This window comes from Nostoc sp. C96 (genome assembly GCF_059384975.1).
Genome location: NZ_CM182020.1, coordinates 4,279,733 through 4,301,631, shown reverse-complemented (window position 1 = coordinate 4,301,631; position 21,899 = coordinate 4,279,733). Strand labels below are relative to the sequence as shown.

13 protein-coding genes and 1 tRNA gene are annotated in these 21,899 nt (G+C 40.7%); 9 read left to right on the top strand and 5 right to left on the bottom strand.

What is annotated here, in order from left to right; genetic code table 11:
• Positions 1 to 132: 132 nt before the first annotated feature.
• From AC504W_RS18405 to AC504W_RS18395, 3 genes are all read left to right on the top strand, one after another.
• Complete coding sequence (locus tag AC504W_RS18405; protein WP_494873691.1) at positions 133 to 1,575, top strand: FecR domain-containing protein; 1,443 nt, start codon at positions 133 to 135, stop codon at positions 1,573 to 1,575.
• Positions 1,576 to 1,668: 93 nt separating this feature from the next.
• Entirely contained in the window at positions 1,669 to 2,304 is a 636-nt protein-coding gene (locus tag AC504W_RS18400; protein WP_494873689.1) for a YqiA/YcfP family alpha/beta fold hydrolase, read from the top strand.
• Positions 2,305 to 2,384: 80 nt separating this feature from the next.
• Positions 2,385 to 3,551, top strand: coding sequence for a histidinol-phosphate transaminase (locus tag AC504W_RS18395; RefSeq protein ID WP_494873688.1), 1,167 nt, complete (start codon positions 2,385 to 2,387; stop codon positions 3,549 to 3,551).
• A gap of 3 nt (positions 3,552 to 3,554) precedes the next feature.
• On the opposite strand, the gene AC504W_RS18390 is transcribed toward AC504W_RS18395, so the two are convergent.
• Together AC504W_RS18390 and AC504W_RS18385 are read right to left on the bottom strand one after the other, a co-directional pair.
• On the bottom strand, positions 3,555 to 4,109 hold the full coding sequence (locus AC504W_RS18390) for a hypothetical protein (RefSeq protein ID WP_096578729.1): 555 nt from the start codon (positions 4,107 to 4,109) through the stop codon (positions 3,555 to 3,557).
• A 710-nt stretch (positions 4,110 to 4,819) separates the two neighbouring features.
• Positions 4,820 to 5,437: a GNAT family N-acetyltransferase gene (locus tag AC504W_RS18385; RefSeq protein WP_494873687.1), complete on the bottom strand. Its 618-nt coding sequence runs from the start codon at positions 5,435 to 5,437 to the stop codon at positions 4,820 to 4,822.
• A 1,000-nt stretch (positions 5,438 to 6,437) separates the two neighbouring features.
• Here AC504W_RS18385 and AC504W_RS18380 point away from each other — a divergent pair.
• From AC504W_RS18380 to AC504W_RS18370, 3 genes are all read left to right on the top strand, one after another.
• The gene (locus AC504W_RS18380) at positions 6,438 to 9,980 is read left to right on the top strand and encodes a response regulator (protein ID WP_494873686.1); all 3,543 of its coding nucleotides are present in this window, start codon (positions 6,438 to 6,440) and stop codon (positions 9,978 to 9,980) included.
• A 60-nt stretch (positions 9,981 to 10,040) separates the two neighbouring features.
• Complete coding sequence (locus tag AC504W_RS18375; RefSeq protein ID WP_494873685.1) at positions 10,041 to 11,216, top strand: hypothetical protein; 1,176 nt, start codon at positions 10,041 to 10,043, stop codon at positions 11,214 to 11,216.
• A gap of 50 nt (positions 11,217 to 11,266) precedes the next feature.
• Positions 11,267 to 11,337 (top strand) — tRNA-Gly (locus AC504W_RS18370).
• Between the two features lie 315 nt (positions 11,338 to 11,652).
• On the opposite strand, the gene AC504W_RS18365 is transcribed toward AC504W_RS18370, so the two are convergent.
• Entirely contained in the window at positions 11,653 to 12,603 is a 951-nt protein-coding gene (locus AC504W_RS18365; RefSeq protein WP_494873684.1) for a Rieske 2Fe-2S domain-containing protein, read from the bottom strand.
• A 130-nt stretch (positions 12,604 to 12,733) separates the two neighbouring features.
• Between AC504W_RS18365 and AC504W_RS18360 the strand changes: the two genes are divergently transcribed.
• The 3 genes from AC504W_RS18360 (at position 12,734) to AC504W_RS18350 (ending at position 14,601) form a co-directional block, all read left to right on the top strand.
• Positions 12,734 to 13,489, top strand: coding sequence for a TetR/AcrR family transcriptional regulator (locus AC504W_RS18360; RefSeq protein ID WP_494873683.1), 756 nt, complete (start codon positions 12,734 to 12,736; stop codon positions 13,487 to 13,489).
• Between the two features lie 103 nt (positions 13,490 to 13,592).
• Positions 13,593 to 14,213, top strand: a complete 621-nt coding sequence (locus tag AC504W_RS18355; protein WP_494873682.1) for a hypothetical protein — start codon at positions 13,593 to 13,595, stop codon at positions 14,211 to 14,213.
• The gene (locus AC504W_RS18350) at positions 14,206 to 14,601 is read left to right on the top strand and encodes a type II toxin-antitoxin system death-on-curing family toxin (protein ID WP_494873681.1); all 396 of its coding nucleotides are present in this window, start codon (positions 14,206 to 14,208) and stop codon (positions 14,599 to 14,601) included. The genes AC504W_RS18355 and AC504W_RS18350 overlap by 8 nt, the downstream gene beginning before the upstream one ends.
• 23 nt (positions 14,602 to 14,624) lie before the next feature.
• On the opposite strand, the gene bchH is transcribed toward AC504W_RS18350, so the two are convergent.
• Positions 14,625 to 18,320 (bottom strand): magnesium chelatase subunit H, encoded by a 3,696-nt coding sequence (gene bchH, locus AC504W_RS18345; RefSeq protein WP_494879382.1) that lies wholly within the window; start codon positions 18,318 to 18,320, stop codon positions 14,625 to 14,627.
• Between the two features lie 809 nt (positions 18,321 to 19,129).
• On the bottom strand, positions 19,130 to 21,811 hold the full coding sequence (locus AC504W_RS18340; RefSeq protein ID WP_494873679.1) for a two-partner secretion domain-containing protein: 2,682 nt from the start codon (positions 21,809 to 21,811) through the stop codon (positions 19,130 to 19,132).
• Between the last annotated feature and the right edge of the window lie 88 nt (positions 21,812 to 21,899).

Here is a 21,899-nt window from a genome sequence, read left to right as displayed (position 1 = left end):
AACTGATAAGTAAACCTAATATTTCAGAATCTATCTTCACTTGGTGTGGTCTTAGTTAAACTATCCAGCGTTCAAGCTATGTCTTGGAAATTTATTCCTTTTTTGATGATCGGTGTATGGGGAGTGATAATAATGCCTTCACCGAAGGCGATCGCAGTTACTCCATTGACTCGCGCAGAAATTCAAAATCTGCAAAATCTGGTGCAATTACTTCCTCGGAATAACAAAAAGCGACCAGCACGCAAATTAGATCCGATAATTCCTGGTGATGGTTTGTCTACTGGCAGATCCTCTTTGGCAGATTTGCGTTTTAACGATGGTTCTTTAGCACGGGTTGGAGAACGAGCAATATTTCAATTCCTACCCAAGACTCGGAATTTTCATCTGTCAAATGGGACAGTACTTTTATTGATTCCACCAGGTAAAGGACAGACACGTATTCAAACACCGAGTGCGGCTGCGGCAATTCGTGGTTCAGCATTATTTGTTCGTTATGACAAGCAAACAGACACCACAATTGTTGGGGCGTTGACAAATAGCGGCATTGAGGTTTTGAATCAGGAAGCTTCCCAAAATCAGGTTTTACAAGCTGGACAACTGATGGTCATCGTCAAAGGTGAATTTCAGGGCTTATATGATTTTGATCTCAAAACTTTTTATGAAACGAGTGATTTAGTCCAGGGATTAGATTTAACCAAGCAAAATAATACATCTAATCCAGATCCGGCGATCGCCAGCGTTCAATCTGAAATTGTTGCAGCTTTAGCAGCTCAAACACCCGTAGTCGGCCAAGGAGTCATAGAAAACCCATCTTTTATGGAGTTATCTATTAATTCTTCTAACTCAGCTGACCAAGGTGGGGTGTTAGACAATTCTCCAGTAGATTCTGTCTTACAAACAGGAGAAGTAATCTCAGATACTACTCGCAACTCTATTAATAATGACAACCAAAACATTAATACCATCAACATAAATCAGCCAATTAATGGTATTACTCCTGCCAATCCAGGCGGCAATCCGGGTGGTAACGGCAATCCGGGTGGTAACGGCAATCCAGGCGGCAATGGCAACCCTGGTGATAATCACGGTGGTAACCCTGGCGGCAACGGCAATCCGGGTGGCAATGGCAATCCAGGTGATAATCACGGTGGTAACCCTGGCGGCAACGGCAACCCTGGTGGCAATGGTAACCCTGGCGGTAATCCAGGTGGCAACGGCAACCCTAGTGACAATGGCAACCCTGGCGGGAATCCGGGTGGCAATGGCAACCCTGGTGACAATCCAGGCGGGAATCCAGGTGGCAATGGCAACCCTGGTGACAATCACGGCGGGAATCCAGGTGGCAATGGCAATCCAGGTGGCAATGGCAACCCTGGTGACAATCCAGGCGGGAATCCAGGTGGCAATGGCAACCCTGGTGACAATCCAGGCGGTAACGGCAACCCTGGTGATAATCACGGCGGCAATGGGAATCCAGGCGGGAATCCGGGTGGCAATGGCAACCCTGGTGACAATCCAGGCGGGAATGGCAATTCTGGTGGTAAACCTTTAGAAGGGGACTACCCTGCTCCTTAAACCTCTTCAGGCGTAACAATATGAAGTTAAGAATTATCGACTTTCGTATCTGATTCTTAACTTGAGATTTTATCACCCTCAATAATTACAGCCTTGCAATACATTTATCTTCACGGGTTTGCTTCTAGCCCTAAATCTGCTAAAGCGCTGGCTATGGGCGATCGCTTTACTAAAATTCCGATACAACTAAACATTCCTGATCTCAATGCTGGTGATTTTTCTGGGTTGACAATCACGCGCCAACTAAATCAAATCGCAGCAGCATTTCCTCATGATTCTGAACCCGTTACATTAATAGGCTCTAGTTTAGGTGGTTTGGTATCTGCTCATTTGGCGCAGCAATATCAACAAGTGGAACGCTTAATTTTGTTAGCACCAGCTTTTGGGTTTTTATCTCATTGGTTGTCTAAGCTAGGAGATGAAGAGATGAAGCGCTGGCAACAAGAAAAATATCTCATGGTTTACCACTATGGAGAAGGGAGATCGCTCCCTCTAAGTTACGATTTCATCACGGATGCAGAGCAATACCAAGAGGATATATTGCAACGTCCGGTGCCAACGCTAATTTTGCATGGCAGACAAGATGAGGTCATTCCAATTACTGCTAGTCGCCAATTTGCACGCTCTCGTCCTTGGGTAGAGTTAGTAGAACTCGATAGCGATCATGCTTTAGGCAATGTCACAGAAGAAATTTGGCAAGCAATTCACCTCTTCTGTCAGTTGCCGTAAAGCAGTAAAATATGAGACCAACCAACAAGCAATTTTCTCAGTTATTTGTTTTATTGACCAATGACTATTAACTAAAAATTATGCTTCCTTTTATTCGGTCAGATTTAGCCCAATTTACGGCTTACAAACCTCACCCTAGCAGCAATACAGCAGAACCAGTCGCCACAAAGTTTGATCGGCTGGATACAAACGAAAGTCCTGAAGATTTACCACCTGAACTAAAAGAAAAATTAGCCTGGACATATCAGCAAGTTATAGAAACAAATCGCTATCCTGATGGCGGACATGAGCTACTGAAAGATGCGATCGCTGAGTATGTAAATGAATCGGCTAATCTTTCTTCAGCCTTGTTTACCGCTGCTAATATTTCTGTTGGTAATGGTTCCGATGAACTAATTCGCTCTTTATTAATTGCTACCTGTCTGGGAGGAGAAGGTTCAATTCTAGTAGCTAATCCCACTTTTTCGATGTATGGGATTTTAGCTCAAACCTTGGGTATCGGAGTGGTGACAGTTGGCAGAAATCAAACCAATTTTGAAATAGACATAAAAGCTGCACAAACAGCCATCACCCAAACTCAAAATCCGCCAATTCGGGTAGTTTTTGTTGTACATCCGAATTCTCCCACTGCTAATCTACTCACTGCGGCAGAATTAGCATGGCTCAGAAGTTTACCAGAAGAAATTGTAGTAGTAATTGATGAAGCTTACTTTGAATTTAGCCAAAATACTTTAGTAGGTGAATTGGTACAACGACCCAATTGGATCATTTTACGAACTTTTTCTAAGGCTTTCCGTTTAGCAGCATTGCGTGTGGGTTATTGTATTGCTCATCCAGAAGCGATCGCCATTTTAGAGAAAGTCCGCTTGCCTTACAATCTTCCTAGCTTTTCACTGGCAGCAGCATTAGTGGCTTTACAAAATCGTCAACTTTTGCTTAGTTCAATTCTACAAACACAGAATGAACGCGACAAACTTATAGCAACCTTGGCGCAACATCCAGCCTTACAAGTAGGCGAAAGTGCCGCTAACTTTGTTTATCTACGTCTCCAGTCAAATAATTCTGATTCACAAAATACTACTTTACAAAGTCTTCATCAACAACTCAGAAGTGCGGGAACTCTTGTCAGACTACTGAATGAAGGATTACGAATCACTATTGGGACTCCAGAAGAAAATTCCCGTACCTTGGAAAGACTACAAGCAGCTATGGCAAATTTTGAATACTTAGTATCTAGCAGTTTATGATAACTAGTAATTAAATCTACCATCAATTTCACTGCCCAAACGACGTACTATCCCTACAGTTTGGGGAAAAACACCCACTAAAAGTGCAAAGGCTTCATCAGGTAAATCAGCCACCATTTCTGATGGAAAATATTGGTCAAACTGATCTAAAATCTTCTGCACTCGCTGTTGCGGAACCGGATTTTCGGTAATTTGCTTAATCAACCGAATCCATTGTCGTCGAATCAAGTAGGCTTTCTGGCGTTCCTCATAAGATTCTGGACTTAATAAAGATAAATTGCCGATACGCAGAACCATCTGGCAATCGCTGTCGTAATCTCCACCAACCGCTGCTCCCGGTCCAGCAAATTCTGCATGGTAGCGTTTAAAAAGTATTAACCCATTCCGCTTCCGACTATTGACAATAAAAACCTTTCCACTATGCAGAAGTGTCAAGATATCCGAGCCGTATGATTGCTCAGTTCCATCTGGCATAACAAGATGGTCAAGAAAACTGGTGTCGGGGTAATAAGTTGATACCATAGCGGTTTGATAGCGCATGTGCTTTTCGCTATCCATGTTTTTTATAACTTTTGAATAATTTGGTAGTGGGATGCACGTTAAGCAGTAACTTGGTGTTAAATCAAATTAGTTTTTTGCTTATCTTACTATCAAGAACTTTTTGTTCAATTTAATAATAGAGATGAATGAGATGTCGCTCATTAATTATGTAATCATATTTTATGAGATATGGCTGAATTTGTCTTTAAACTAAACTATAAAAAAATTAAAGTTTCTATAAAGATGAATAAATTAAATACAAAGTTATTATGAGGGAATTTTTATTTAGGGTAATTTTACTGATGGCTTCATCATAGTAGATATTATATATTGAGGAGTTTTGATTATTTTATTATTAAATAAAGTATAAGTAATTATTTTATATTAAGTGTAGAATTCCAATACAAGTCTGTGCATTATTGACCAATAATTTTACGCTTTACTTTCTCTTTCCTTTCTCTAAACCTAGTTTACAAATCCACTTGGATTATTACATTAAATATATTGTATGGCTATTTATGTAAAAATCACTTGAGCTAGAGTTGAAAAATCAGTCTAATTTGGCTCAATTTGTTTTGAGGCGATTTGGACAATAAAAAACTAACTTAGACTTAAAACATAGCCCAAATATCTTAAGTGTTTTATCCTAGACAGACTAGAATTTAGTTACATAAATTTGAATGAAAACTGCGATCGCTATATTTACATCCCATCCCACAACCTAAAATTTAGTCAGAAGAATCAAAATTTAAGTGTTTGTGTAAGAAGATTTGACGAGAACGTTGGAGAAAGAATAAATTCCAATTAGATTCTACTTTATACATTTTGTAACCTAATTTGAAATACAACTGTCGTGCTTGATGATTATCTTCTAAAACATGGAGATATAAGTCTTTAAAACCCCATTCTTGGCAAAGTGTTTCGCAACTCAGTAGTAACTTTGAAGCCACACCATTTCGACGATATTTTTGGTCAACAGCTAAATTAGATAGATAAAGAAAACTTTTGCCATTTTGTTTCCATGAATCATGAAAACGCAAGCCCAGTTCTACAGTTCCCACTAAATTATTAGCGCCAGTAATAGTAGTGTCAACAGCAACTAAACAAATATGGTGGGGTGCTGGTGATGATAACCGATTTCTGAAATCTTCGTAAATACCCAGACGTAACAATGGAAAAGCCCATCCCCAGAAACCAGTTTGAGAGTGAAAGCTTTCGGCAATAATCTGGGAAATAGCAGTCAAATCGGTAGGTGTAGCCGCACGAATTTGGAATTGTTGAGAAGCTTGATGCGCGGCTGATGTCAGTGGTTGTTCGTGAGATGAGTCAAAAAACCAGGATGTCAAGGTTAGTTTATTATTAATTGCATTTTACAAAAATTTTCTCAAATATTCTAAAACACCGTTTGCTACTGTAAATACAATTGTTTTTTGTAGTTTAATGCCAATAAGTTATTTGGGTGTTCTAGGTTCTTCTGTAAGTTAATAACACACTCAGCATCCTTTTGGTGAATTCACAACATTAATTGTCACAACCAATAACATAATCTCAGCAATTATGATCTATCGCTGCTAAATGCTCAAGATTGTCTGTGGGGAATACTATCTAAATCTTGATTGAGTTAGGTCTTTGACTACTTATAGGGGAAATTTAGTCCTGATCGCTGACTGATGTCGCTGCTTATTTATATAAATAAGTAAAGTTACAATAATCAACTTACCGTATTTATACTGAAAAAATCAGGCAAAATATTTTTGAGATATATATTGTACTTATTTGGCGATCGCCTAGATAAGCTAAGTACATGTTGTAATAGTTAAAGCAGCATTAATCTGTGACAGCCCCATGCCACTTGTCTAACTGCTGGTTATGATTGCTAAATTAGAATAAATAGTTAGTCTAATAGTATACTTTGCCTTTAATACTCATAGTTGTGACCTAGCTCACTCTCCCATGACCAACATAAATAAAATTTACCTGCAAATGTTATTACAACTGCAACAAAGGGCAAACTTAATATGCAGCTTCAGTTAGCTTTTCTGCCAGACCTGAATGCTGTGTGTATTCATCAAAAGTCTTCACGGGAGGTGAAACAACACTTGAAAAGCAAGCATCTACTCTTTAGTACCAAGATTGACCATTCCACTAAATCCGCTGTATCAGAGCAAGTGGCAAACATTACCAGCTATTGAGGCTAATTACTGTGAGTAGATACTCTTACACCCAGCATTTGTATAGCCATACAACCCAATTGGGCAAAATGCTCTGCTCTTACCTGATTCAGAAAAATTACCTCCTGAGCAGATTATTCTTTATTCAACTGCTGTTGCAGCAGGAAAGCGGTGCATGAAATCTCAAGTAAACAGTAAGCCGAAAATTTTGGTTGTTGATGACGAACCAGACAACCTTGATTTGCTTTACCGTACTTTCTATCGTGATTATAAGGTGTTGCGGGCAACCTCTGGCCCTGCGGCATTAGATCTTTTGGCAGAAGAAGGAGAGGTCGCAGTGATCATCTCTGATCAGCGAATGCCAATTATGAGTGGTACGGAATTTTTGAGCCTGACAGCAACTCAATATCCAGATATTATTCGGATTATTTTGACTGGCTACACTGATGTTGAAGACTTAGTGGAAGCAATCAACGCTGGTAAGGTATTTAAATATGTCACCAAACCGTGGGAAGCGGAAGAACTCAAAGCTGTGGTACGCCAAGCCTTGGATACCCACAATGTTCTGAAAGCTCGTACCCGCGAACTAACTCGTACCCTCCGACAAGAATCACTGCTGAATACTGTTACCAACACAATTCGCAGTGCTTTAGACTATCGGCAAATTTTGCAAGCAATTGTCGATACAGTTGGCCACATGTTAGAGGTAGATGTTTGCCTGTTACGTCCTTTTCAAGATGAGCAATTAGTAGACGAAGGGTTTATTTACCAAAAACCGCCCCAAGCTGAAACAGAGCAAGTCTCAGGGATTTCAGGAGAAGATGTGTCACCACCATCTTTCTTACCTTCTGCTGCTTTGTTAGCCCAAACTGTTTGGGAAACTCGTGAAGTTCAGGTAATTTACGATGTTGCTACAGATGAGCGAATTCAAGGAGAAAATTCCGAACTACAGCAAAGAGGAACAGCTTTTGCTACTGCTAATATTTACTCCAGCTTAGTTGTACCGCTAATTTGTCAACAAGAATTGTTAGCCGTTTTAGCACTACATCAGTGTCACCAGTCTCGCCTCTGGGGAACTGAGGAAATTCAGCTAGTGACAATGGTGGCAGATCAGGCCGCTTTAGCTTTATCTCAAGCTTATGCTTATGAACAAGTACGCGCTTTAGCGAAGCGAGAAGTGTTAATTAATACAATTACAACAGCAATTCGCTCTAGCTTAGACCCACAAGATATTTTTGCTGCTATTACCCACAAATTAGGCCAAGCCTTACAAGTTGACGGCTGTGCGCTGTCTTTATGGACAGAAGAAGAAGAATCTGTGCAGTGTGTTGGTTTATATGATAGTTTTCAACATTCTGACCATTCGCTCAAGCCAAGCCAAAATTTTAATTTAAATACTAATCTTGACTTAATATCTCAAAATTTCCCTTACTCGACGCAAGCTCCTATTAAAGATAACCCTCTGTTACAAGAAATTTTGCGGACACAGGAGCCGATAGTAATTTCTGATATGAGTGTCTGTTCTTTGGAACTGAAGGGATTTGATTTGCCTTTGAAAAAGCCAGCCCGATCGCTCATGGTTGTGCCTTTATTAGCTGATGGCAAATGTATTGGGAGTATTACCTTACGGGAAGGGCGAAAAGTCCGTGGATGGGTATCATCTGATATTGAACTCGCCAAAGCAGTGGCCGCACAAGCCGCGATCGCTGTACAGCAGTCACGTCTCTATCAAAAAACCCGTGAACAAGCCGAGCGTTTATTGGAACTAGATAAACAAAAAACTGAATTTTTCCAAAATATCTCCCACGAATTCCGTACTCCCATTACCTTGATTCAAGGGCCATTAGAATCTGCGGTAGCTGCTGGGGAAGGTCTATCTCATGCTCAAAGTGCGATCGCACTGCGTAACTCTCGCCGTCTGCTGCGATTAGTCAACCAATTACTCGACTTACAACGCCTAGATGCTGGACGAATGCAGCCAAGCTTTCGTCCCTGTGATTTAGTGGAATTTGTCAGCCAAATTGTTGAGTCATTTCGTCCCTATTGTGAGAAAAAACAACTGCATCTAGCAACTGATTTTACTGTATGTCCCAAGGTTTACTTAGATATGGAAAAATTTGACAAAGTGGTTTACAACCTCTTATCAAATGCCATGAAGTTTACACCTGAAGATGGCACAATCAGCGTTACACTGCAAAATCAAGACGAATACTGCATCCTCCAAGTAAAAGATACAGGAATTGGCATTATTCAAGAACAAATTCCCATGTTATTTGAGCGATTCCGCCAAGCTGAAGGCTCAGAAAACCGTTCCTATGAAGGTAGCGGACTGGGTTTGGCTTTAGTCAAAGAATTAGTAGAACTGCATGGCGGTAAAATCACTGTAGACTCAGTTTATGGTGAAGGAACGACTTTCACATTATGGCTGCTCACTGGCTATGATCACTTACCAATCAACCAAGTATTAGAAACACCTGCTGAATTAAATACTAGCCGTGCCACTGTTGAATTAGCTGATTTAGAACTCATCGAAGCCACTACTGAAAAGTTAGAACATATCTCCCCTAGTTACAATTCAGCACTCAACAACACCAAGTCGCTCATTTCGGCAGAGCCATCAACGCCGCAAACTTCTAAACACTCTATCTTAGTTGTAGACGACAACCCAGATTTACGAACTTACGTATCCGATATCATCCGCCGCAATGGCTATCAAGTCCACACGGCTCGTAATGGTTATGAAGGGTTTGGTGTAGTTCAAGAAATTTTACCCAGCTTGATTGTTACAGATTTGATGATGCCTTTGGTAACTGGGCTGGAAATGATTCGGATGATTCGCTCTGATGAGAAATTAAAAGGAATTCCAATCATTTTGCTTACAGCCAAAGTTGATGAAGAAACCCGTATTGAAAGCACAGAACATGGTGCAGATGCCTATTTAGCCAAACCATTTAATGACAGAGAACTTTTAGCAGAGGTCAGGAATCTCTTAGCCTTGAAGGAAAATGAACGACGAGTTGTAGAATTAAATACTTATCTAACAGAATCAGTTCTTAAGCGTTTTTTGCCAACTGTGTTAGTGCAGAAAGCCGCAGCAGGAGATTTAACTTTAGATTTACGTCCAGAACCACGGTTGATTACAGTTTTATTTAGTGACATTGTAGGGTTTACTCAATTAGCCAATACTCTTAGATCTCGACGGGTGGCAGAATTGCTAAATGAGTATTTAGAATGTATGACCAAAGTTGTGTTTGATAACGGCGGTACTGTAGATAAATTTATGGGAGATGCGATTTTGGCTTTATATGGAGCGCCAGAAGAACTGACTCCTAATGAACAGGTACGTCGAGCTATTAATACAGCTAGAGCAATGCACCGCGCACTCTCGCAGTTAAACCAGCGCTGGCGAGAGCAAGGTGTATTTGAAAGCGATGGACGTTCTAGTGTACAGTTTCGCTGTGGTATTCACCAAGGTACAGCGGTTGTGGGTATGTTTGGTAGTGCAGAACGCGCCGACTATACGGCTATTGGGCCAAGTGTGAATATTGCTGCTCGATTGCAAGCTGCTGCTGTTCCCGGTACGATTTTAGTTTCGGCTGCTGTGGCAGATTATTTGCAGGATGAAGAAATTACCAAAGGTAGTCCACTGAAACTTAAAGGAGTTGATGAAACTGTCCTGACTTTTGCTGTTTCGCCAGATCTAGTAGTTAATCGCTAAGATCCAAACGGAGTCTTTAGCAAAGCTTAAAGACTCTGAATTATCTTTGGCTTCGGTGATATGACAACGCCTGTTGCAGACAAAACTCCTGTTCCACCCAAGATTTGGAGACGACATAACGATCCTCCAAGTTTGTGGATTTTTGTCACTATTAGTTCAGTTTCCCTGCATTTGTTGATTTTCTGGCTGATGCGATCGTCTAATGTGTTTGGATTATGGTTTCCACAGCAAAGTCAAGCTATTGTTCCTATTGAGTTGGTAGAAATTTCTCCCACAGTAAAATCAAAATTACCGACAACAACAGTCTCACCCAAACCAAATATCTCATCCCAACAGAATGTAGCCAGAACTTTGCCAGAAACAGCCAAAAATATAGCTAGAAATCAGGATTCTGAAACCAGCATTCTGAATCGGAAGGAAGTTGTTTCTCCAAAAAACACCAAACCATCAGTCAAAAAATCTGTTTCACAACCCAAACCCAAAGCACAAACGACACCAAAACCCAGTTTTACACCTGACTTGACTAAATCTACGCCAACTCCCAAACCTACACCGACAATTCCTATTGCTAATCTTCCTTGGAATCGCCGACAAAGAATTATCCTCGGAAAAGGAAAACCATTACCAAGCGGCATTCCTTCAGAACAACCAACAAATTCGACCACAGGAACAGAGAATAATCCCCGCACTCCAATAGGAAGTCCTTCTCCAGGTTCCACCGATAATACTTCTAACACGCCTCCTCCAAGAAATCCTACTACTTCTCCAAGTCCTACTACCAATAAAACTTCACCCATTCCCACAAGAAATACTCCTCAAACTCCTACAGACAAAAATCCCACCACTTCTGAACAAGCTGGCTCGACAGTCACAATAGTGCCTTTCGCTGATCAGGAAATGCGTCAACTAAGCAAAGATTTACCTGATGTTCTGGCTAAATACCAGGGAAGTGGTACGAAAACATTAGCAGCGAATTCCCTCGATGGCGAAAATGGACTTGCACCTGCACAACTTGTAGCCAGCTTCGTAATTGATAAAAATGGTAACTTTCAACAGGCTGTAGTTATAGAAATACAACCCTCCAGCCTCCAAGGCGAAAAAAATTCATACCAACAAGCAATCAACGAACTTTTTAGGAACGAGAAGTTTACCCCAGCCTACAATCAAGATGGCAGTAAACCAGATTTGAGTAATCTCTTTGTCAAAATTACAATTCAACCTGTCAATTCTCATTAGATATTTGAATTTTTTGCAAAATAGTGTTAATATGTTTAAGTTGGAAATTTGCGGGCGTAGTTTAGTGGTAAAACTATAGCCTTCCAAGCTATTAATGCGGGTTCGATTCCCGCCGCCCGCTTAAAGATTATTTAAAGCTTTAATATTTTAATGAAACCAAGCTGATTTTAGAGCTTCACCACAGTAATTACAACTAATCCCATTTCATGAAGATCCTCCTATGCTTGTCTAAATTTTGTGATCAAGCTTATAGGCAGTAATCAATGGGAGAGTGCGATCGCTCAAGCTGATGATAAAATTACTAAAGAAGAAGCGGCAATTGAGTTTGCACGGCAGATATTGGAAAGTTAAGCTTTTTAACGCAAAGGTGCGCGGAGAAATTCTCAAGCTCCTTATCCTCTCTGCGCCTCCGCGCCTCTGCGTGAGATATATCACATTACCAATCATGATATAGCTTTTGAGCATGAAACATAATTTCCTCTTTTGGTAGGCGAATCTTAGGGGTTTGACGAGGATAAGAATTTTCAATAGCGCGTGTATCTTGCTCAACCACAGTTGTGACTGCACTTAACATTGAACGTCTTAACAAAGGTAAGAGAATTAGATGTTTGGGTTTGGTTAATACCAACACAAAAGTTTTAGTTTGAGTTTCTGTTTCTGGATACAAAATATGTACCTGCAAAATTTCTCCTAGTAAAAAAGAGGTGCGAAAAGTTAGGACTGATGGAAAAGCATACTCTAAAGTACCAATGTATATTTTAGGTGCAGTCATAACTAGAGGATTGCGGATGATATCATTCCATGTACTATCCTCACGTTCTAGCTCTTGCACAACTTTAGCCCAATATCCTTCATGCTCAAACACCGGAACGCGATTAGCTTTAATACCAAATAAGTCGCGGTGTGTACCGTATTGATGGTTATAGTCATAGTTAATTAACAAGTTATCTAAAAAAGTGCCGCGAATACTCTTTTCTCCAGCTACACCGACAAAACTCATACCTTCGCTAACTTTTGAGATGAGTTCTGGTACAGGAGTTTTCGGCACATGACCAGCGTATGTCCAAATGCAGTCATCTTTGATAATCAGTTCTAGTGGTGTTGTCAGAGGTTGATTTCCCACTTGACCGGACTGATGCAACCTTCCTTGTCCATCAAATTCCAAAGCGTGGAAAGGACAAGCAATTGTACCCCGTTCTTGGCAAATCCAGCCATCAGATAGAGGTGCTTGCATATGCGGACAAACGTTATCGAGAGCGAAAACTTCACCTTGCCCATTTTGCCAGAGGACATAATCTTGACCATTGAGAACAACTTTATAAGGCTTGTTAATGCCAAGCATGGAGCGATGGGCTATTAACCACGGTGCGCCAGGAAGGATTGCCATAGGAGCCTCCTAATAAAGTATGTAGGATGAGGGCGATCGCTCTAATTTCGACCGCGTTAGAGTAAAATTGTGACAAAACTTTCATATTTGATTTAAAAATACGACAGATTATTCATGTTTGTCAATAACTATGGCTATAAGTAAACCTGATCTGATGCGCCGTCAACCCAAGCAAAAGCGGAGTCAGGAACGCGTTGAAAAAATCCTCCAAGCCGCAGCCGAAGTCTTTGCAGAAGTAGGGTATGAAGCTGCAACTACCCATCAAATTGCAGCAAAAGCAGAAACGGCTATAGGTTCTCTGTATCAGTTTTTTCCCGATAAACTCGCAATATTTCATGCACTTGAAGCAATACACATGGAACGGGTGACAGCAATTCTAACCAAACTTATGCAGTCAGCCGACCAGCATCAATCATTATTAGAGTTTATTGAGTGTACAGTCGATATTTACGCTAAATATTTTGCAGATCCTATTCCTCGCGTTGTGTACATTCAGTATTTTGTTGCACCAGAATTATTTAAGCTATTTGACGAAACCTTTGATGAACAGCTAATTCAACAATTCGCCGCCTTCTTTCGCCAATGGAACCCAGACTTAGCTGTAGAAAAAAGTGAACTCCTAGCTGAAACGGTGCATCGAACTTACAACGCCTTACTATTGAATGCACTGAAACAGGATGAAAGTAAACGTCAAGCCCTTTATACAGAACTCAAAGCATTGTTAGTAGCTTATTTAACACCGTATACACTACCTCAGCAAGTAATGAAAGTAATGATATGTCCTCACTGTAATTCATCCCGCCTATCTAAAAATGGGCATCGTCACGGTAAGCAACGCTATCTCTGCAAAGATTGTGGTAAACAGTTCTTAGAAAAATCTGTTTAATGTATCGCAATTGACTGACGTATGAATAAAAATTCAAATAGCTGAAGAGCAGTTACAATAGCTATAGGCAAAGTTTATAGTTAAACAAGCCAGTAGATAAAGAATGGTAAACAGTTTTGTATTCGCAAAAGAAACAATTGCGAGCATTCAGAAGAATATAGAAACACTTGAGAGATGCCTGAATGAGCCTAATCCGCGAGATGAAACAATAGCGGCACTATACGAGTTAGCAAATAATCGGCAAATATCTCTCAGTCAACTTCAAGAAGAATTAGCGCAGCTACAGCAAAAACTAAGTAAGTTCAGTCGTCTTGGTGATGTGTTGAAGGAACAAGTAAAACAAGGAAAATTACCAGTTCTGATTTTTGTTAAATATAATCTTCTATTTAAAGAAATTTTTGATCAATTCTCACATTTAATTTTTTTTAAGCAAGGAAGAAATATTTTTACAAATCTCATTACCGATGCTGAAAATTTATACAGACTAATTAAAGATGAAGCTGAATCTGAAATTTATGAACATAATGAAAAATATATTCTTGAGGAAAGTATAAAATATGCAATACAAGCCTTAATCAAGGCTGGGTTACTTATCAACATATTAACTGAAGAGAAATTACAAAATTGGGCTTTAGAAGATATAACTCCCAAAGAATCAGAAGCTATGTTGACATCTTTGGCATCTACGAAAAAATGGGATTGGGTGTACAGAAATCTTGCATAGTCCTAAATTCATTGAAAAACAAGATGTTTTGAGTATACATAGTAAGCAGATTAATTTATATGGTGGCTCACTAGGTATACGTGATGAAGGCTTGCTAGATTCCGCTATTTATCAACCACAAGCAACTTTTGGTGGTGAGCTTTTACATCCTACAATTGTTGAACAAGCAGCAGCATACTTGTTTCCTATTACTAATAACCATGCTTTTGTAGATGGTAATAAGCTTACTGCTTTTGATGTGATGGTGACATTTTTGAATGTAAATGATTATGAACTGAATATGTCACCAGAACAAGCGTATGAATTAACAATGAAAGTTGCTGAAAATATCATGAGTAAGGAAGAGCTAATTGAATTACTGAAAGATTATATTACAGAATTCATTTAAGCTCTTCATGAAATTGGTATTTTTTACACTGTCACGCCTTCCAACTCTTCATCAGTCAACTCATATAACTGACGCAATTTATCTAATTTATCTGCATCAGCTTGCCAGAAACCGCGCCCTGATGCTTCTAACATTCTGCTAATAATATTGCGGAAAGCTTCAGGGTTAGCTTGGCGTAATTTCTCAGCCATTTCTGGGTCTAAAGCGTAGGTATCAGCCGCTTGGTCATAAACCCAATCATCTTTAAAATCAGCAGTTCCACCCCAACCAATTAAGGCTGTCATCCGTTGCGAAATTTCATAAGCACCACCAGAACCTTGATTTGCCATTGCTTGCGCCCATTTAGGATTGAGTAATTTAGTGCGATATTCCATCCGCAGCAAATCTTCTAGGTTGCGGGGGGTGGTGTCTTTGGAGAAACTTTCGACAAAGCTGGTAGTTACTTTTTTACCGCGTTGTTTTTCGGCGGCTTTTTTCAACCCGCCAGTGTTGGCGTAATATTCCTGAATATCGGTTAAACCATATTCTACCGAATCAATTTCTTGGACAATGCGATCGCTCGTTTTCAACAACTGATTTAACACCTCTGGTCTAGCTTGGCCTTTATCTTGTCTTCCGTAGCTAAACACATTACGGCTTTGCCAAGTATTACCTAACTCTTCCCCAGATTCCCAATTACCATCCACCACCCGATCATTTACCAAAGAACCAAAATCACCCGCAGGGTTAGAAAATAATCTCGCTGAAGCATTTTCTACACCTTGCGCCTGTAACGCCAAAGCGTGTTTCCGAATAAAATTCTGTTCTTCCGACTCATCCGTCTCAGCCGCACGTAAAAACAAATCATCTAATAATTCGATGATATTCACAAAACTATCGCGGAAAATCCCTGACAAATTACCCAACACATCAATACGCGGATGTCCCACCTCAGCCAAAGGTTTTAATTCATAACGGACAATTCTTCCCGTCCCTTCCTTCACAGGTTCAGCACCAACTAATTCCAACAGAATTCCTAACGACTCACCCTTAGTTTTAATCGCATCTAAACCCCACAACAACACCGCCACCGTCTCAGGATACTTCCCATGTTCTTGTAAATGCTGGGCGATAATTTTCTGTGCAATTTCCCTACCCCTTTCATACGCCGCAGGCGAAGGCATTCTATAAGGATCTAACGCATGAATATTCCTCCCCGTTGGCAAAACCCCAGCACCATCACGTAACAAATCACCACCAGGCGCAGGCGGAATATACTCCCCATTCAAGCCCCGCAACAGGTTCGTTAACTCATCCGTAGTTTGCCCTAATAAATTTCTTATCTGTATCTCTTCCTCTCCGTGTCCTTCGCATCTTTGCGGTTCGCTACCAAAATAAGCCTCCAAATAAGCCGCCATCTCCTCCTCATTCGGTGCTTCACCCAAAATATGCAACCCAGAAGAAAACAACCGATTTTCCAAAACCTGCAAATATTCGTACAACTTCACCAGATAATCATCAAAAGCATGACCACTAAACATTCTGATATTTTCTGGCGTAAAAGGAATGCCTAATTTTTTCGCATCCTCAAACGGACAATCGACATCTAAACCCGTATCTACAATTTTTTTACAAATCCCTTCCTTCAGCACATAATTCTTTTTGGGGTCTTCTCGATACTCCGCAATTAAATCGCGCAACGCCACTAATTCCTTATACAAACCTGCACGACCATAAGGTGGTACATTGTGCGAAATTAACACCCCATAACCGCGACGCTTTGCCAAAATTGACTCCGAAGGATTATTCGCCGCATATATATATAGATTGGGTAAATCACCTAACAAAATATCCGACCAAGAATAACCCGTATTTCCTAAAGGAGAACCCGGTAACCATTCCACTGTACCGTGCATTCCAAAGTGAACCACAGCATCAGCTTGCAATTCATTTTGCAACCATTTATAAAAAGCCGCGTATTGCGGATGCGGAGTTAAATCTCGTTCAAACATCAACCGCATCGGGTCGCCTTGAATGCCTAACGGTGGTTGTACGCCTATCCACACATTTCCTAACTGCACACCGCCAATGTGTAATTCATCGCCATAAGTTTTAATCCCGCTACCTGTTAAAGATTTCCATTGTTTCTCAACGCGAGATGTGCGGAGATATCCCAACCATTTTTCTAATTTTCTGGCATTAACAGTAATAGCGGAATCTGGGAAAGGTTTATTCATTTCCCATCTTTCCATCTCTTCATCAGCCTCTTTCACCTGACGAATTAATTCTTCCCCATCTTCTGGAATTTCGCCAACGTTATAACCTTGGTCTTTGAGTGCGTGGAGAAACTTGATCAGACTGCGAGGCACATTCAACAATGCAGCTGTGCCAACAGCACCGTAACCAGGTGGAAAACCATATAAAATAATGGCAATTTTACGTTCCGATGCAGGTTTTTGTCGTAAATCAACCCAGTTTTTGACTCTACCAATTAATCGCTTTACCCGTTCAGGAACCAAATAAATATTTTCGCCTACCAAACCACCGAGGGGAACGGTATCAATTGCACCGTCGAGTTCTGGTAAAGCATATAAGACTACACTTTGTAAGCCGCCGACACCTTGGCGTGTCCAAGAATGTATATCTTGAATTAATAATGGTGCAGCGACAATGTAAGGAACATTTTTAGCAGTTAAGATGCGCTTTGCTACTTCTACTTGCCGTCCTGCTTCCATTGAACCAGCCGGGCCACCCACTAAAGGAAAGCCAATGGTGGAAACTATGGCATCAACTTTAACTGCTTCTTGGGAAAGTGAGGGAGTTTCAATATTATTAAGTTGCCGTTGTTGCTGTTCGTAGTCGGTTGTCATCCAGTCCCGAACTGCTACGTGTCCTTCTACGCCGTTGATGAAAATGGGTAAGGGAATTAAGCCAGCTTCTTCAAAGCGACGAATTAATTGGGGAATGTATGGTTGTTTGGTGATGACGTGTTTGCGGTAAAGCAAAATTCCAACGACTGGAAACGGAGAAATAGTCCTTCTGCCTCCTGCCTCCTGCCTCCTGCCTCTGTTTTGATACCATTCCAAGTATGCTTTTGGCGATGCAAAAAACCCTTGGTAGTCGGGATGGAGTAATCCCATGTTGGGGGTTTCGACTGGTGGGGGAATGTCGCCAATTTTTAAGCCTAGATATTTCTCGGCTAGTGTCCAGAATAAAGAAGCGACGTTTTCTGGCCCGCCTGCATTCCAGTAACCATAAATAATTAACCAGTTGCGTAAGTCTTGGACTTTCTGCACTGGGACGAATTTTAAAAGTTTCGGGCCGATTTTTAAGAAGCTGATGTAACCTGCGAGTTTGTCTTCTTCGCGTCCGTTGCTGAATTTGTCGAGAATGAATTTAACTGGTTTGGGCATTCCTTTGGGTTTGTCACCTATAGCAAAGTCTCCCAGTTTGGTTAAACTCATCAATTCTAAAGCTGACTCAAACACAAGCCTGATAGGAACTTGGGCAAGGCGATCGCGCAACCACAAAACTTGGTCATAATCAAATAACAAGCTGCCAAAGAATACGTCAGCGTCATACAGTGCTGCTTCTAATTCCGCACGCTTACTGGTAATATCGCGATCGCTAAACACCCGAATATCTAATTCAGGACAGCGAGATTCAGCTACAGTTGCCGCTTTTCTGTATAAGTCAGCGTTGAACGATTCAAACCCAGCAATTAAGACGATCCGTTTCATGCCCGTAAGCTACGCAATATTTCTTTACTTAAATTCTAATCGGGGTTGCAGGCTGATTGTGAAACATCTGTCTTTAGTTCACCACGAAGAACCGAGAATTCCATAATTTGGCATTTTGGCAGATTTCCTCAAGTCTAAGTTGGTATGGTGATATCCGCGAATGTCTTTATGCGACAATTACCGACTTGCAGAATCCCTCGGCTAACTACCGGGGGGCTTTTTTTGGTAAAGTGCAAAATTTTTAGGCAACTGCTACTAAAAAAATATAAATGTTATGGTTTTGTTCTTTTAATCTAAAACTTCAAACTGATTCAGCTTTAGATGGAAACATAGAATTAGATGTGTATCTAACTAGGTTAATTATTTCTCAAAATTTAAGATTATTTTTATATATAAAAGGGCAGTTTACTGTTAAATTAACTCAAATAGTTCAATGTTTTTATACGAGTTGTTTAATAAGAATGAAGAGCGATCGCTTGAATATTCATCTGGGCGATCGCTTGAAATTCTAGAGGAAATTATGTTGACTATTTATCATCAAATCATTTGATGTCACCAGTGAATGTAAAAAATGATAACTAACCATTAACGTGATTTAATCTTTTGATAACGAAGTTCACTGCTTACCAAGCAAATATATTTTTATTTTCTCGTTTCACCAATAGTTGAGAAATCAAATTAAGATTTCTAGATTGTAATTAGATAATATAAATAACTTTGCCAAATCAATTTATTGAGGAAATTAGTAAGTAGATGATTTTTGATGATTAGCTGAATTTATTAACTTAATTAGCTCAATTAATTACTATTTAGTGGCTATGGCAAACTGTAGAGGTAACGCCTAAATTCTCGCGGACAGAATTAGCAACCTGAGCAACAAGTGTAACTTCGCCTTTGTTGTTAAAGACCCAACCAGATGCAGGAACTAGAGAGAGGCTATTAAGTGTCTTGGATGGTTTGACAGCGGGAGTTCGTGATTGGTGCTGTGGCTTTGCGGCTACAGTGCGGCGTGTGTCTAACCATACTGCATCGCTATTGAGATTGTCATTGGGACTGGGAGGTAAGCCACCACGTCCAGCTACGGTGAATTGATTGGCTACCTGTCCCGCTGGTGCGCCACAACCTTGAGCGATTAGTTGGGAAACATCTACTACAGTTTGAGGTAAAGTAGTTAAACCTTGGGTCGGATCAACATCGGGGTTGTTAATGTTCACAACTCCATTCACACCACCACGATCTGAACTAGCAGTAATATCACTTTCGGGTGTTGGAGATTGTCGTGGTTGAATGCCAAAGATGCCTCGTGTGGTGATATTAACTTGACCGCCATTACCTGTAAAAGCATTGGCTTTGATGTTGCTATCTTCTGAGGGGATAGCCACAATAAATGGCGCTTTAATATTAATGATGCCACCATTACCACCAGCATCTTGAGTTCCTGCTGTGGTGGAGATTAAACTCTGGCGGCGTAGAAGTAGCACCTCATTTAATGTGAGTGTGATATTACCACCATCACCAGAGGCAGTTTCAGCAATTAACTTGGCTTGATTATCTAATTGGACAATCCGAGCTTTGATATCTAAATTGCCGGCTTGTCCAGAGCCTTCACTACTTACTGATAATTCTGCGCCATCTCGTACCGACAAGCGATCGCTATTAATAATTAAATTACCAGCTTTCCCAGAAGCTTGAGCGTCTGTAAACAAAGTACTTATGACACTTTCACCACCAATATTAGCTGCACCCACAACGTCTATCGAATCAGTAGCGGTGATATTCAAGATTCCCCCCGCCCCTTCCCCAAAAGAAGCAGAACGAATTTCTCCGCCATTCTGCACTACCAACTGTCTCAGAGTGAAAGTTGCATTACCACCTACTTGACTAGAACCAAAATTAGCAGCGGAGATTCTGGCTCCATTTTCCACAGTTAGCAGTCCAGTGGTGATATTCAAGTTGCCGACATCGCCTGTAGCACCTGGGTCAGCACCGACAAAAATTCCACTACGAAAACTATCAAAGGGTGAAGCCGTAGCTTGCGAAGACGCGCCACTGACCAGAATTGCATCTGAAGCTTTAATCGTAATATCGCCGCCGTTACCGCTATTACGAGCAGTTGTGGCTATTTGTGCGCCACCCGTAATCGTAAGTTTTTGAGTTTCAATGGTTAAAGCTCCAGCATTACCAGGGTTTTCTATGTCATTTTGGGCAACTTGAGCAACAATACTACTAGCAATTTGACCATCTTGGCTACCTCCACGCAGTTCTATAAAATCTGAGGCTTTGACATTGATTTTGCCTGCGTTACCTAACCCAAAAGTAGAAGAATCTATAGTTGCACCATCTCGAATTAGTAATTGTTTAGTTTCAATTTTTATGTTACCAGCGTTACCTGTAGCTGACTCCAGAACTTGAGATGCGATACTGCTAGGAGAAAAACCATCTGGGGTTGTACCTGCCAATTCCACCAACTCTGAAGCTTTTACTTGTATGTTTCCCGCATTCCCTGCATCTAAAGCAAAAGTTCCTAGAAACGCACCTGCATCAATCGTGAAATTTCTAGCATTGACGGACAAACTATCTTGTCTACCTTCTCCAAGGTTATCAATAAATACCTGAGAACTATCGGTCAAGTTGACATTTCTACCTTGGAAATGAATGTCACTACCATCATTACCACTGCTATAAATAATCCCACCTTGGGAAACTTGAATATCTCGAAAATCTTGTACACCTGAATAGTCAAAGGCGTAACCTTTCTCAACTTCTGTCAGTTTAACTAAGCCTGTACCAACGCTACCTAGTTCAATTCTGCCTGCGGTTGTTGTCAGATTTCCTCCCTCTATCGCTACATCACCGCCTATCAATGCCAAGGTTTTACCAAGAGGCGCTTTTAAACCAATAGGGCTAGGAGGATCAGTATTATTCATTTCTCCATTGGGACTAGCTTGGGACTGATTGACAATTGTACCGGTATGAGAACCAAAGTATAGTCCGATAGGCGTGCTGATTGTTAACAATGGGTTAGGAGTATGATTTGTCGCGCTAAATTCTCTCCCATCAGCAAACTTAATACTATTGGCAGTACTGGCGACAAAGGAACCACCAACATTTAAGCTGGCATTGGGGCCAAAAACCATTCCACTAGGATTAATTAAAAATAGATTAGCCGTGCCGTTAGCTCTGATAATGCCATCTATATTAGAAATTGAACCACCTGTTACCCGTGCAAAGATGTTTCTGACTGCCGAGTTATTGTTGAAAAAGGCAGTATCTCCTGTCATTGCAGCAGTGTTGACAGAAAAAGAAAATTCTTGAAAGCTGTGGAATAGGTTTGTACCTCTAAGCGTACCGCCCTCAATCATTCTGACATTACCAGAGTTGCTGACAGTGGTATTTACAGGGAGGGTGTTATCTGGAATCATGTCTGCAACGGCTGGGTTACAAGCTAACAACCACAATATTGCCGTGCAATTCCATCTCCAAAATCGCATCAGATAGTTTACCTTTATCACGGCGATCGCACCTTAATTACGTAACAAAACTGTAAAAATCCAGAGATTTAGATCCCCGACTTTTTGA

Coding starts and splice junctions, on each gene's coding strand:
- AC504W_RS18405 (WP_494873691.1), top strand. CDS start 133: ATGCCTTCACCGAAGGCGATCGCAGTTACTCCATTGACTCGCGCAGAA.
- AC504W_RS18395 (WP_494873688.1), top strand. CDS start 2,385: ATGCTTCCTTTTATTCGGTCAGATTTAGCCCAATTTACGGCTTACAAA.
- AC504W_RS18390 (WP_096578729.1), bottom strand. CDS start 4,109: ATGGATAGCGAAAAGCACATGCGCTATCAAACCGCTATGGTATCAACT.
- AC504W_RS18380 (WP_494873686.1), top strand. CDS start 6,438: ATGAAATCTCAAGTAAACAGTAAGCCGAAAATTTTGGTTGTTGATGAC.
- AC504W_RS18375 (WP_494873685.1), top strand. CDS start 10,041: ATGACAACGCCTGTTGCAGACAAAACTCCTGTTCCACCCAAGATTTGG.
- AC504W_RS18365 (WP_494873684.1), bottom strand. CDS start 12,603: ATGGCAATCCTTCCTGGCGCACCGTGGTTAATAGCCCATCGCTCCATG.
- AC504W_RS18360 (WP_494873683.1), top strand. CDS start 12,734: ATGGCTATAAGTAAACCTGATCTGATGCGCCGTCAACCCAAGCAAAAG.
- AC504W_RS18355 (WP_494873682.1), top strand. CDS start 13,593: ATGGTAAACAGTTTTGTATTCGCAAAAGAAACAATTGCGAGCATTCAG.
- bchH (WP_494879382.1), bottom strand. CDS start 18,320: ATGAAACGGATCGTCTTAATTGCTGGGTTTGAATCGTTCAACGCTGAC.
- AC504W_RS18340 (WP_494873679.1), bottom strand. CDS start 21,811: ATGCGATTTTGGAGATGGAATTGCACGGCAATATTGTGGTTGTTAGCT.